12 protein-coding genes are annotated in these 13,988 nt (G+C 38.8%); 6 read left to right on the top strand and 6 right to left on the bottom strand.

The window, feature by feature from the left end; genetic code table 11:
- Positions 1–590: 590 nt before the first annotated feature.
- Positions 591–1,976, top strand: a complete 1,386-nt coding sequence (locus tag H6G69_RS32810) for a response regulator (protein ID WP_190693857.1) — start codon at positions 591–593, stop codon at positions 1,974–1,976.
- 163 nt (positions 1,977–2,139) lie between these two features.
- Here H6G69_RS32810 and H6G69_RS32805 read toward each other — a convergent pair whose 3' ends face one another.
- Positions 2,140–2,445 (bottom strand): acylphosphatase, encoded by a 306-nt coding sequence (locus tag H6G69_RS32805; protein ID WP_190693854.1) that lies wholly within the window; start codon positions 2,443–2,445, stop codon positions 2,140–2,142.
- A gap of 262 nt (positions 2,446–2,707) precedes the next feature.
- Here H6G69_RS32805 and H6G69_RS32800 point away from each other — a divergent pair, with 262 nt between their 5' ends.
- The 3 genes from H6G69_RS32800 to H6G69_RS32790 all read left to right on the top strand — a co-directional run bounded on the left by H6G69_RS32800 (position 2,708) and on the right by H6G69_RS32790 (position 6,426).
- Positions 2,708–3,082 carry a DUF1823 family protein gene (locus H6G69_RS32800; protein WP_190693852.1) on the top strand — a complete coding sequence of 125 codons (375 nt, stop codon included), beginning with the start codon at positions 2,708–2,710 and terminating at the stop codon, positions 3,080–3,082.
- Positions 3,083–3,393: 311 nt separating this feature from the next.
- The gene (locus H6G69_RS32795; RefSeq protein WP_190693850.1) at positions 3,394–5,052 is read left to right on the top strand and encodes an alpha-amylase family glycosyl hydrolase; all 1,659 of its coding nucleotides are present in this window, start codon (positions 3,394–3,396) and stop codon (positions 5,050–5,052) included.
- A gap of 330 nt (positions 5,053–5,382) precedes the next feature.
- Positions 5,383–6,426 (top strand): 3-deoxy-7-phosphoheptulonate synthase, encoded by a 1,044-nt coding sequence (locus H6G69_RS32790; protein ID WP_190693847.1) that lies wholly within the window; start codon positions 5,383–5,385, stop codon positions 6,424–6,426.
- A gap of 353 nt (positions 6,427–6,779) precedes the next feature.
- Here H6G69_RS32790 and H6G69_RS32785 read toward each other — a convergent pair whose 3' ends face one another.
- On the bottom strand, positions 6,780–8,690 hold the full coding sequence (locus H6G69_RS32785; RefSeq protein ID WP_190693844.1) for an acetate--CoA ligase family protein: 1,911 nt from the start codon (positions 8,688–8,690) through the stop codon (positions 6,780–6,782).
- A 319-nt stretch (positions 8,691–9,009) separates the two neighbouring features.
- On the opposite strand from H6G69_RS32785, the gene H6G69_RS32780 reads away from it, so the two are divergent.
- Positions 9,010–9,213 (top strand): hypothetical protein, encoded by a 204-nt coding sequence (locus H6G69_RS32780; RefSeq protein ID WP_190693843.1) that lies wholly within the window; start codon positions 9,010–9,012, stop codon positions 9,211–9,213.
- Between the two features lie 391 nt (positions 9,214–9,604).
- Complete coding sequence (locus tag H6G69_RS32775) at positions 9,605–10,447, top strand: cyanophycinase (protein ID WP_190693840.1); 843 nt, start codon at positions 9,605–9,607, stop codon at positions 10,445–10,447.
- An 81-nt stretch (positions 10,448–10,528) separates the two neighbouring features.
- Here H6G69_RS32775 and H6G69_RS32770 read toward each other — a convergent pair whose 3' ends face one another.
- The 4 genes from H6G69_RS32770 to H6G69_RS32755 form a co-directional block, all read right to left on the bottom strand.
- On the bottom strand, positions 10,529–11,371 hold the full coding sequence (locus H6G69_RS32770) for an NAD(P)H-binding protein (RefSeq protein ID WP_190693838.1): 843 nt from the start codon (positions 11,369–11,371) through the stop codon (positions 10,529–10,531).
- A 165-nt stretch (positions 11,372–11,536) separates the two neighbouring features.
- Positions 11,537–12,229, bottom strand: a complete 693-nt coding sequence (locus tag H6G69_RS32765; RefSeq protein ID WP_190693836.1) for a hypothetical protein — start codon at positions 12,227–12,229, stop codon at positions 11,537–11,539.
- Positions 12,230–12,261: 32 nt separating this feature from the next.
- Positions 12,262–12,804 (bottom strand): hypothetical protein, encoded by a 543-nt coding sequence (locus H6G69_RS32760; protein ID WP_190693833.1) that lies wholly within the window; start codon positions 12,802–12,804, stop codon positions 12,262–12,264.
- Positions 12,805–13,306: 502 nt separating this feature from the next.
- Complete coding sequence (locus tag H6G69_RS32755) at positions 13,307–13,666, bottom strand: CRISPR-associated endonuclease Cas1 (protein WP_190693831.1); 360 nt, start codon at positions 13,664–13,666, stop codon at positions 13,307–13,309.
- Positions 13,667–13,988: the final 322 nt, after the last annotated feature.

The following is a 13,988-nucleotide window of genomic DNA, read 5'->3' as shown; positions in this document are numbered from 1 at the left end:
CTCTCATTTAAAGTGGATGTTTGAGTGGTTTATCCGAAACACTACCTTTGATTTTCTATCTCTCCAGATGTACGGAGTTCTTTCAGAAATCAAATACTAGTCCTATAGATGAGAATTTAGCAGCAAATTGAGGAAAAAATTGTTGATTCTTACAAGTTAAGAGCGGGCAAACTCTAACTATGTGTTTTTGCTGAGTGCTGAGTAGGAAATATAAACTTTTCATCTTGATTTGATCAGGGGTGGTTCTTCAATATCGGCAAAAATCTGACAAAAGGAGGAAGCCAAAATCTCAATAGGATAGATTCTTTTGTCCCGAATTGAAGCTTTTTTGAAAGTATAAGCACGCTATAAAGCTGTAAAACTCTTTGCATAGCCGAAATCGAAAATCCCAAATTGTCAAAACATTAATGCCCACATACTTCCCGAAGTCTGCTAATTTAATCTGTAGACTTTCTAGGTTTTAATATATTTTGATATTTTCTCTATAGAGAATAATTTTCTGGGCGACATCTTAAAAATAAATAAAGTAAAACATAGGTGAGAATCCGATTTTACAAAAATTTTGTTTAACATTCTAAAAAAGTCTCAAGATGAATAATTTCGGCACATTTGCAGTTTTACGTCCTCAGAGTTTATTACGACAAATAGCCAATTGTACTGATACCACTTGTTTACAGGCTTTTAGTAATTTAGTTACCTGGTCAATTTATCTAGAACAAGGTACAATCACCTATGCCACTAACTCAGTTGAACCGTTTGATCGCTTAGAACGTCATTTACGTCGCCTCAACCAAGTAAGTAGTGAAACTCGCGTGCAGTTAAGAATGCTGTTTGAGGATGAGTTGTCAACTCAGCAAATTACTAACGATCGCAATTTATCCAGTCAACCAGTAGATTATCAGGCGATTTGCTGGTTAGTAGATGAAGGATATATAGATACTGCACAAGCGACACTGTTAATTCAAGAACTAACCAAAGAAGTCATTGAATCATTTTTGTTAATCAAAACGGGTACTTATGCTTTAAGTGATCCGCAGCAGACAGTGACAAAAATTTGTCGATTAGATGTAGCCAAGACTATAGAATATTGCCAAATGAGATTGCAAAATTGGCAGGCTTTTGCTCCACAAATTTCGTCTCCTAATCAGCGCCCATACTTGTTAATTAATGGCAAACTCAAAAACAAGAATTTACCAGAATTGCCGCCAGAATTAACTCATTGGATGAAGGGTTTTAGTTTGCGTCATCTGGCTGTAATTATGAATCAAGATGAGATGCAGTTAGCGCAAAATTTGTATCCCTACATTGTCAAAGGTGGGGTGATTATGCATGAACCCGATCCTCCATTTGATCAGTTACCCAAGTATTTACCAGAAACCTCACCATTTTATCGGTATACAACAGCATTACTAAATCGGCAATTAATTGACACGGTAGTCGAACCCAGTAACGCACAAACTTATGCGGATACCCCTATCAAAGATTTTACGCTTGTGGTGCGATCGCCACAAATTTCACCACCGCCAAGACAAAATCTTCAGGAATTAACAATACCGAATACCACAAACTCAACCCTCGAAAGAGTAACGACTACTACCATAACCACCAAAAAGAGCTATAAAATCATCTCTGTTGATGATAGTCCCACCATTTTAAAAGAAATTAGCCGTTTTTTAGAAAGCGAAAATTTCTCTGTCGTCACTATCGATGATCCCTTAAAAGCTGTCATGTCAATTATTAGACATAAGCCAGATTTAATCTTGCTGGATCTCAACATGGCAGGTATCGATGGCTACGAATTATGTAAAATTATCCGCAATAATTCCCTGTTCAAAAATACACCAATTATTTTTGTTACAGGTAATAAGGGAATTGTTGATAAAGTCAAAGCTAGACTAGTTGGCGCATCAGGCTATTTAACTAAACCTTTTACTCGCGCTGAATTGCTCAAACTTGTGTTTATGCACCTGGCTTAACTGATGTAAAAATTCACCAATCAACACTCTCAACAAGCTCATTTTGTGAAAATCTTTGCGCCTTGGCGCAGCAGTCGCTACAAGTCGGGAAACCCGCTCAACGCGCTGCCTTGTCTTTGCGTCAGGCTCAACATTGTTGTTTTTCAACATTTTTGCCAGCAGCCTATTTATCAAACCTTCGCACTTCAAACCCCCGTAAACCTTCTGGTTGCTCATACTCAGTGACAACCTCTTGCACCATTGCCGCAGGTGGGCCAATATGACACCAGCGAATCATCTCGTCTACCACTTCTCGCACCCCTTCAAATACAGCCTCTACGCGATTATCAGGCAGATTTCGCACCCAGCCAGTTAAACCCAATTGGCTAGCGGTATCGACAGTTGCATAGCGATAGCCCACTCCTTGAACTCGTCCAGAAATTAAGACATGGGCGCGAATGATTTTTGGTAGTTGTGCAGACTCTGGCATAAACTGGTCAATTCTTTACGATTTCCAGTTTACCTGTTATCTGAATCTAGAACAAAATTTTCATTTAACATTCAAGTTTTTGCCTGATAAATTTTTTAGTAAATGTAGTCAACAATCAACTTATGCTGGAGGTTAAAGCTAGCAAGAGAGAATGATAAATTATTTTTTAGACTTTGCCATCCTCTCTGGCACACTTGCATCTTTTATTACAGATGGCTGTCTTTGCATTTGTTAATTTTGAGGTTTGATTATTACTTCGCTTATGTCAAATTTACCACCATTAAACACAGATACAATTTGGGGAATTATCAAGGATCAAATTGATGATGCCACGGTTAATCAATTAGTCTGGCACTATCTAGGATATCGCTATAACTTGGCAAATAACTCATGGGATAATAGCGAAGTGATTCCAGAATGGCGAGATGAATATCCAGAACCACCAAACTTTTTAGAAAGTCGCCCAGCTACAATGAAATTAACCCGTTCTATCCCCCAACAATACAAGCAAGGTTTAAAAGAAAAGTTGGGTTTTAAAGGCTATAAAATTGGTGAATTTACTCCTAGAGAGACTCGCAGGGCAACAGCCGCTAATTGGCTATTAAGTTATTGGCAGCAGCAGAATCCCGAATTATAGTTTAAAAAAAAATTAAAAATAAGATTAAGTTGATGTTAACAATGTTCAACTTAATCTTATTTTCTTATATAGATAACTCTTAAAAAGATGAAATATTTTACAAAATATATCATTTGGTAGAGGTTGATCAATCCCCAGTAATAGATAGCTTTTTAGAGCAATTATCTTATTAATAAACAGCCTATTTAAATATCTCATAGTATTTCCGTAGATAGAGGAAGGACTTATCTAATTATTTCCCCAGAACGATTCGCAAATTGATTAACAGTTAGAAAATAAGCATATTCGCAATCTTAAATCTAAACAGTTGTATGGCAAATCCCATTGAATTTAATTTATTTGCTCCTTATAACCAAGGGGCAGCATTAATCGGTTCTTTTTCTGATTGGCAAGAAATTCCTATGGAAAAAGGAGACGATGGTTATTTTCGGACAACAGTTGAATTAGAAGATGGAGTTTATCAATATAAATTTCGTGTGCAATCAAAATCATGGTTTTTTGAACCAGATCAGTGGGTTGATGTAACCGACCCTTATGCAACTGATATTGATGAAATGAGTGGTCAAGATAACAGTATTGTCCGCATTAAAGATGGGCAAAGAATTGTTGATACTTATGTTTGGCATCATGATGATAAGCCTTTACCAGCAGACCATGAATTAGTTATTTATGAATTACACGTTGGGGACTTTTCTGGTGGGGAAGATGACCCTTATGCACGGGGTAAATACAAGCATGTTATTGAAAAATTAGATTATTTATCTGACTTAGGAATTAACGCCATTGAATTGTTACCAGTTAAAGAATATCCTGGTGATTATAGTTGGGGTTATAACCCAAGATATTTCTTTGCTACAGAATCTAGTTATGGTTCTACAGATGAGTTAAAGAAATTAATTGATGAATGTCATAATAGAGGCATTCGGGTAATTATGGATGGGATTTATAATCATTCAGAATCTTCTAGTCCATTAACTCAAATAGACCATGATTATTGGTATCACCATGCGCCGCGTGACCCTGATAATAGCTGGGGGCCAGAGTTTAATTATGAATTGTATGATGAGAATTTAGAAACTTATCCAGCACGAAAATTTAGTGGTGCTGCAGTCCGTTTTTGGATTGAAGAATATCATATAGATGGAATTCGCTACGATGCAGCTAGACAAATAGCGAATTACGATTTTATGCACTGGATAGTTCAAGAAGCGAAGAAAACTGCTGGTGCTAAACCTTTTTATAATATTGCCGAACACATCCCGGAAACTACAAGTATTACCAATATTGATGGGCCGATGGATGGTTGCTGGCATGATAGTTTTATGCACACTATTACAGCACATATTTGTGGCGATCGCTTTGAAATTGACAATCTCAAAGATGTGATTGACGCGAAACGTCAAGGCTTCATGGGCGCAACCAATGTAGTCAATTATCTCACCAACCACGACCATAATCGAGTCATAGTTGAGTTAGGTAATCGGAATATTTTTGATGAAGAAGCTTTTAGAAGAATCAAATTAGGTGTCGCTATTTTAATGACGGCGGTTGGTGTGCCGTTAATTTGGATGGGTCAAGAATTTGGCGAATATAAACCCAAAACCCAAGAATCATCTAAAATTGATTGGACATTGTTAGGTAATGATTTAAATCAGAGTTTATTTGATTACTATAAAGGCTTGATTCATTTACGCAAAAATAATCATGCCCTCTACACCGAAAACATTGATTTTATCCACGAAAATCCTGAAGCGAAAGTTCTAGCTTATAGCCGTTGGAATGAAGAAGGTTCGCGTGTAGTTGTCGTTGCCAATTTTTCGGAGAACTTCTTAGGTGGCTATCATGTACCCAACTTCCCTTCGGCTGGTACTTGGCACGAGTGGACTGCCGATTATGATGTCGAAGCTGGTGATGACGGTATTATGACAGATATTGGCCCTTATGAAGCAAAAGTCTTTGTTTGGCAATAACAAATTTCTCTGACATAGATGTAGATGTCTTCCTAATTCTTGTGGGGTCAAGGGGCTAATTTAGCCCCCTTTTTTATTGGTAAAGATAAAAAAGCGCAATCTCGCCTTCTTTCCCACGTTGAGAGTGACCTAAAAGACAGCGTAACTTACTGCTGCAGATAAATAAAGCGATCGCGCCTTCTTTCCTACTCCCTGCTCCCTACTCCCTATCCTCAGAAGTCACTGAACAATCAAATCCGACGTTGATATAATGTTGTGCATTTCACCTAAAATGTGTATATTAATTTTCACTTAAGTAATGAGATAATCAAAATCTCCAGGGTCGCTCTTATGCACAACAAATTATCTAATACTAACATCAAAAGTTCTCACATTTTATTAACGCCGCATGACGTTAAAACCAGAGTCCCTATAACTAAATCGGCAGAACATACAGTTTTAAAATATAGACAGCAATTAGAACATATTTTAGATTTTCAAGACAGCAGAAAATTTATTGTTGTTGGCCCCTGTTCTATCCATGACACCAAAGCCGCCATCGAATATGCTGAAAAATTAAAAAAATTAGCTGATCAAGTCCAAGATAAACTCTTATTAATTATGCGAGTTTATTTTGAAAAGCCCAGAACCACTGTAGGTTGGAAAGGATTAATTAATGATCCCGATATGGATGATTCTTTCCATGTCGAAAAAGGTCTATTAACTGCCCGTAGTTTACTTTTAAAAATTGCCGAACTAGAATTACCTGCTGGCACAGAAGCTTTAGATCCAATTATTCCCCAATATATTAGCGAATTAATTAGCTGGTCTGCCATTGGTGCGAGAACTACAGAATCCCAAACTCACCGAGAAATGTCTAGCGGACTTTCGATGCCTGTAGGGTTTAAAAATGGCACTGATGGTAATATTCAAGTCGCGTTAAATGCCCTGCATTCTGCCAAAAGTCCGCATAACTTTTTAGGCATTAATAATAAAGGACAAGTTAGTGTATTTCAAACTAGAGGTAATCCTTACGGTCATGTGATCTTACGTGGCGGTAATCAGCCTAACTACGATGCGGCTAATGTCCAATTAGTCGAAGAGAAATTAAAACAGTCAAATTTACCACCAAGAATTGTCATTGACTGTAGTCATGGCAATACTAATAAAGATTACCGCTTGCAATCTCAAGTCTTTGAAGATGTCATTCAGCAAATAGTTGATGGTAATACATCCATCGTCGGCATGATGCTAGAATCTCATCTTTATGAAGGCAATCAACCTTTAAATTGCCAACCAGCAGAATTAAAGTATGGAATTTCGGTCACTGATAAATGTATTGGTTGGGAAGAAACCGAAAGAATTATTTTGGCAGCCTACCAAAGATTGAGATAGTCAAATGTAGTGGCGTGTCTAGACTAAAATGTTGCAAAAAAATTGTAGGTTGGGGAGCCACTTGTGTAGGCGGGTTACCCGACTTGAGGAAAGTGGCGTTGAAGCGGAGCTTCACCCAACAAAATTCTAAAATGTTGGGTTTCACTACGTTACACCCAACCTACCTTGAATGCATTATTTGGCGTTGCTGATTAGAGGAATGTTTTTTGTTTCGCGCAAAGGCGCAAAGGCGCGAAACATCGATAGTTAACCTTGCTAAAAATGCTGGGAGCATCCCGCATTTATGCAACGCCCATTATTTTAGTCTAGACATGCCAGTAGAGAAGTTGTATTGCCACGTCTCTACATGAGGTTTACAAAATTGTGCCGATTTCTTTTAAATAAACCCTCGTGAATGGTTCATCTTCGCCTAATGTGTAGTCTTCAATTAAACCTTTACGTTTAATTGACACATTATTCTCTTTTTTAATTACTACTGTTGAACCATCAACTAAATCACGCACCAACATCATTTCGCTTTCCGAAGGATTATCTAAGATCACAATATTACTACCTTGATAAAACATTCCTTCTGCTTCTAAAGTTTCTGCGTTATATTCAGCAATCAGTAAATCTAATTTGGGATTACGCAGTAAACTCTGCACATTACTGTTGTAATCTGAGCGTAAAACTTTTTGTGCGCGATTCACAAAAATAGCATCACGACATACAGCCCCTACTGTCCATTCAGGATGTTGTAATAAAATATGGTCAATTGTGGTTTGCAGTTCCTGAATCGAGATTTGATTAAAGGTAATAATGGGAATTCTGGCATCAACACCGGAGGCAAAAAAAGTTTCCAATATCCGCGATGGCACATCAACACTATCACCAATGGCAGGATTAAGATGCATTAAAACGCCTGGTGCAGCATTAATTTCTAAAATGGCAAAGTTACCTTCTTTCCACGATGCGCTTAAATCTTCGGCTATGACATCAATACCCAGACAAGTTAAGCGAAAGTATTGAGCAATATCTTGAGCCAAGATAATATTATCGTCGTGAATTGTCTGGGTGGCATTAACGCTGACACCACCAGCAGAAAGATTTGCCACCTTCCGCAGATAAACAGTGCGACCTTTTTCTAAAACGCTTTTTAAGGATAAACGCTGTTCTTCTAGATATAATTCCATCGCCTCATCAATTTGAATTTTGCTCATAGGCGAGGTGGGCGAATCTAAACGTTCTGGTTTGCGGTTTTCTTGGCGAATTAACTCGTCAATGGTGGAATAACCATCGCCTGTCACCGATGCGGGGCGGCGTTCTGTTGCGGCGACAAATCGACCATTGACACACAATAAGCGAAAATCTTTGCCAGAAATGCTTTTTTCAACAATTATACGTGTGGCTTGGTTGTCAGGAATTGCGGCTAAAGCACGACCATAGGCTGATTCTAACTCGTAAGAGTCTTGAACTTCGGCGGTGACACCAATTCCTTTATGACCGACTACAGGTTTAACTGCGACTGGGTAGCCAATTTCTCTAGCTGCTCTGAGGGCTTCTTTTTCAGAACTGATGATTTCACCTTTGGGAACTGGGAAGCCTAAATTACCCAAAAAGTCTTTACAGTCATCTTTGCGGGTGGTGAAATCTGAATCAATATGACTATCGCAGTCAAAGGTGGTAGCTATACCGCGAATCAGTTTTTTCCCCCAGCCGTACTGCATCAGCCCTTCGTCCCAAAGATAAAAGGCGGGGATACCTTTTTCGTCGGCGGTACGCAATAAGGCGTAAACTGTAGGGCCACCATAGACAGAATCGCGGAAGCGACGTTGTAAATTGACTAACTGTTCATCAAACAGAAAATCTTCGTCTTGGCTGATGGCTTCAAACCAGTCCCACACACAATAAATCATGGCTCTGGTGGTGCGGGGATGGAGTGATTGAATACTAATGCGCGTAAATTTATCGTAGGTGTTGTGGCTCCAGTGGGCGAGGTGTAAATCCATGTCTAGTTTGCCCACTTCTGACGCGGTACGGGCGAACAGATGGGCGTAAGATTCGTAATTTTCGTTGGCTAATTGGGGGTAGCGATCGCTAATGCTGGCAATATAATCTTCAATGGGCAAAGGTTCTTTATACCCAGTCGGCGCAAAATCAAATACCAGTGCGCCTCTATCTAAATATGGGTTAGGCCCGGTGTAATGCTGAAAGTTAAAAACATCAAACACATCTGTTCTTCTGGCATTCACACGGACTAAATTAGTAGTTTTTTCTTGAATCATTGATTCTCAACCTTTGCTAAACACCCTGAAATTTAGGCTTTAATTTGTGGTTGCTTAGACTCAATCAATTATTGTAGATTGATGCAAATTAACGTAAAAAAGCAGTAACTTTGTCCTTGAACTTGTTAATTTTAAGTTAGTTCTACTGCTTAAGTATTTTCAACTATCCCAGGGCATAATCAAAACTCTCAAAGTTTGGCTAAAAGCCCTTGCATTTTACACGTAAACAGAGACGATAAAAATATAACCTTTGAAAGGTGATTTATATTTTAAAAAGCTATATAAGTAGAAAAATAGGGTTTCGAGGAGACAGCCAAACATGAATCAGACAAAAGCTGCTCTTAGAGATGAGGTTAGACAACTCGCTGAGGATGCTTTTCACTGTAAGCTAATTTCTGGCTATGGAGATGGCCCAGATAAAGATGAATTTCAAATTGTCTATCAGGGAAAACCACGCCATTTGCCTTTAGAACAAGCACGCTTATTCTTAGTTAACTTACTTTTTAAAATTCGCCCGCAGTAGAAGTTTCCCCTTTCAAGGCGTAGTTTTCACACCTAACTTCACAGGCATAGAGCTAATAAAAAACCACTTTATAGCCCTTCTGATTTGGTTATTACACCCATGATTCAACTTTGCTAAGTTGCAAGATGGGTTAGACCTATGAAGAAGGGCTATTAAATATTATTAGTAGATATGGATTTGATAATTCTGCCAAATATATTACCAATTATTATCTATACATTACATTTAATAAATAAAAATATTTCTTTTGATATGCTCACAAATATATATATCTTTTAACTTTATTGACAATAAAATTAATCAGCCAAATGACTGATTTGATTGCTGTAATTGTCATGTTTTATTGAAATTGCATATAAATTAATTCATATCCGGGTATCCGGGAGGCATTATGGCAGAGGGTAATAATAAACGGCAGTTGGTAATTATCGGCGGAGCAGAAGACAAAGAAGGAGACTGCCAAATTTTGCGAGAGTTTGTGCGTCGCGCTGGTGGTACAAAAGCTAATATTGTGATTATGACGGCAGCAACAGAACTGCCCAGGGAAGTAGGGGAAAATTATATTAGAGTTTTTGAACGTCTAGGTGCTGAAAACGTTCGCATTATTGACACAGAAACTCGTGATGATGCCAAATCATCCACAGCTTTAGAAGCAATTGAGAAGGCAACAGGTATATTTTTTACTGGTGGTGACCAAGCACGTATTACCAGCATCCTCAAAGATACCGAAATTGATGCAGCTATTCACAAACGCTATGGGGAAGGTGCAGTTATCGCTGGTACTAGTGCTGGTGCTGCGGTGATGCCCGATAAAATGATTGTTGAAGGTGATTCTCAAAGCACCCCACGGATGGAAATTGTAGAAATGGGGCCTGGGCTGGGCTTTTTACCTGGGGTAGTTATCGACCAGCATTTCTTACAACGGGGACGCTTAGGACGTTTAATTACAGCCTTAGTCCGTGAACCTGCGGTGTTAGGATTTGGGATTGATGAGAATACGGCGATTGTAGTGAACGATGACCAAATTGAAGTGATAGGCGAAGGTTCTGTCACCATCGTAGATGAATCTGATTCTACCTATAACAATGCCCATGAAATTCTCAGAGATGAACCTTTAGCAATTTGCGGCGCGAAGTTACATATTTTGCCACATGGTTACAAATTTGACCTCAAAACTCGTCAAGCAATTTTGAATACTGGGGTTGTGGCGAGTGAAGCGGTAGGCGTAGGTTAATCAGCCTTAGACTGTTATAGGGGAAGGGTGTAGGTGTTCAAAACCCATTCACCCCTACAACCCATACCCTACACCCGTCTCTTAAACTCCTGCTTCCTGCCTTTTGCCTTCTGTCGTATTACTCAAGCGCGAAAATAGTTCTTCCCAGACAATTACAGGTGGCCTAGTGCCTTGATTGACGATTTCAAAAGTTTGGTTGGCGGTGGATGGAGAAAAAATTGATTCGACACAAGCAGCCGCGACATCAATACGGCTAGCATCTCCTGTTAAAGTGTCACCTTGACCTAATACCACACCTAACTTACCACCAGTCGTTGCTTGAAGAAGAGTGTTGAGGTCATAGGAAGTGAAAGGCCCATCAATTAAACGACCCGGGCGAATTATAGTGTAGGGTAATCCTGATGAGGCGATCGCATTTTCTCCCTTTTCTTTGGCATCTAACACCCCAAACCCATTCAACACACTAAACGGAAATTTATCCTTGCGCTGAATACCACAAGAAGACACAAACACAAATCTTTGCAAATTGCCCGGCGCAGCTGCCACTAAATTCGCCACACCTTCAGCATCTACTTTTGTTGGCGTATTTTTTGCTGTCGCTTCTCTATATTCACCATCTAAAAAAATCCTACCCCATTCCAAAAAGTTTGGCTGCGGGTCAAAATCCCATCTATCCGAGGGAAAAGCAGTAGTCCCAGTACAGCAAATAATCTGAGTTACATCGGACATTGCCGCAGGTAGAGTATTTGATTCACGAATATCACCAACAGCAATTTCCACTTTGCCATCAAACATTTTTTCTGCCTTGGCTGCATTGCGTGTTAGAACACGCACTCTCATATTTTTTTCTAGCAGCTTACCCACAACTAACTGCCCAACTCCGCCAGTCCCGCCGACAACTAACACCAAATCTTCAGCACTCATAACTTTCCTTAGGATAGTTTATTCCTAATCTACTCAAAATATAAAACAGTCCGTTTACTTCCATAGGGAGATATTGCAGGTCAAGAACAGGGTGTGGCTGAGTCGGCAGATGGTAAGAAAGAGGCTTTTCTTAATTGGGAAAATCTTATAGGGAAAGGGGTATATTCATTCTGGTTTGGTGTTACTCCAAAAAGTCAAGCCTTCCCACTCTAAGCCAGACCATTCTAGCTCCTTAAAGGGTAATTCCTTTGCGGAGTTAGTTGATATGTTAAAGAAAGTGTAATCTTCGCTTTGGTTTTCTAGCACGTATGCCTTGACATTGCCTGAAGTAGTACAGGTGGTGCGTGGCACACTTGGTTTACCAAAATTTAAATGTTGGGTGGAGTGGTATCTAAACTTTTTACCATTTCCAAACGTTACCAGGTAAGGGTCGGTAGGATGTTGAATCTTTTGAATGGAAGTAACGGAACACGGTAATTTTAAAGGTTTCAACCCTTCCCATCGCAGGTAAGTTGTTGTACCTTTTTGGAATATAGTTAGGGCTGTCCTATCAGATTTTGCGGCTTTAACTGTCGCTTTTATTCCTTCTCCAGTAATGCAATCAACCTGATTATTGCCCAAATCTATAGATTTCTTGTCAACTTTATCATATTTAATTTCAGCACCATCTTGAAATTTCAATTCAATTTGTTTGCCAATTGCGCTAATCGAAGCGATTTTACAAGATAAGTACCTTCGTTCCGGTAAGGGATTTCCAAAATTTTGCAAAAAATCAGAGTTATCCGCCAATACGGTGCTAGCAGGCATAACAATAGGTATCATCAGCGCTGCTAACCAAAGCTTATTCTGAAAACGCATACATTCTTCCTGAATTCAATTAACCTGTTGGGTTAATTGGCTGTGATTCGTTGCCCTGAGAAATTGAATGTGCCTACGGGCGAGACATTATTTAATAAGGGATTAGCATTGAGGTTGAAAAAACGCAGGGTGATAGTCCCTTGTACTGTTTGGGTTTGGGGATTAAAGCTGGCTTGATAGTCGGCACGGCCAATACTACCATTGGCTCCGGCACTTCCGGGAAAAGCAAAGGTGATAGACCTAGCAATTACCCTAGTTTTGCTATTACATTTCCAAGAGCCTTGTCCATTACTAAAAGGATTGAAGACGTTAGTAACACCACCTTGATTAGAGTCTATGACAAAAAAGTTACCATCACTGTCTAGTGTAATAACCCCACGAGAGCCAGTACTACCATCTGGATTGAAGATGGTAGTGAGATAAGAACCAGTGACATTAAAACGACAATTTGCTGTATTTGCTACATTGTCTGGGATGGAGAAGTCTTGACCTCTAACAATATTAGGACTAGCAAGGAATGTACTAGCTAAAACTGAAGTACACAATAAGGTATTTTGTAACCAAGTTTTATTCATTTTGTTTTTCATTTTTAACTAACAATTTCCTAAATTTAAAATTGATTTTTACTAAATTTTTGTAGAGTTTTTATTTTTTAACATATTTACAAAATGCTATTTAGTATGTAATAAAAAATTAGAAAAAATCTTTAATTTGGTAGAAGATTCACTTGACAAATCCAAGGAAGATAAAAACCAATTAATCACCTATTTTTCTTTTTCCAATTCAGAATTTAATAAATCTAAATAATTTCTCTGTAAACGCAGGGTGCAGGGGGCAGAGAGAAAAAGAGTTTATCTTTCTGCACAGATGTGTTGAATCATGATTTGCTGGACATTGCAGAATTTTGTTGGGTTGCACTGCGTTCCAGCCAACCTACGATTTTTTGGCAACTAGAAAATGTACCTCATCCATGTCAAAAATGCTGTATCTTTATTCAAGATTAGATAATGGTTGAGCCGGGAATTTCTGTGAGGGGTGGTTCTCCCCAAGCTTCGATTTGGTTAAATGTATGTTTGCTTAAAGGATAAAAGCGGACACTATCTTCTTCAGTTTAGCCTGGACGATTTTTCTAGCTACTAAAAAGCGTTCTGTTACTGTTAAGTTTTGTTGATAGCGAGATAACTGACGATATCCTCGTTCAATTGGCATTAGCCTACCATAACAGTATCCCATTCGAGATAGGTAAGCTATGGGAATATTTCGCCAGAGGCAAGTACGAATTACTTGGGTGGTAAGTTGAGATTTACCAAATATGAGGATTTGTTCTAGTAGAGGTAATTGAACTTCGCCATGAATTGTTTCGCCTTGTTTAACAATCAGGGTTTCACCTTTGAGAATAATGTAACAACCTTGTCGGGAGACGTAAAGTGTCCGCATAATTTTGAGTGAATGTCTCAGAAGATTCAACAGATATGTGTTTGGTTATTTTTGATTTTCTTTAATTATTTGTGCCTGTTGAGGATAAACTTCAGTTACGAAGGTTTTGATTTGTGATGGTTGTAAGAAATTTGCTATCTTATCGCCTGCGGTGGCGTTCACAAAACTGGCTAATGTGATTAATAGTGTGTTGATGATTACTGCTGTTAGTCCTAAGAGGATGTTTGGAAAGTATTAAACGAATCAATTAAGCCAGTCTTCTCAGCATTAACCGAATCATTGCAACTTGCACAAATGTTTCATGGGTCTGCGGTAAAATCTC

Source organism: Nostoc sp. FACHB-110, assembly GCF_014697425.1.
In the GTDB taxonomy this organism is placed as follows: Bacteria; Cyanobacteriota; Cyanobacteriia; order Cyanobacteriales; family Nostocaceae; genus Nostoc_B.
This window is presented reverse-complemented; position numbering and strand designations above follow the sequence as displayed.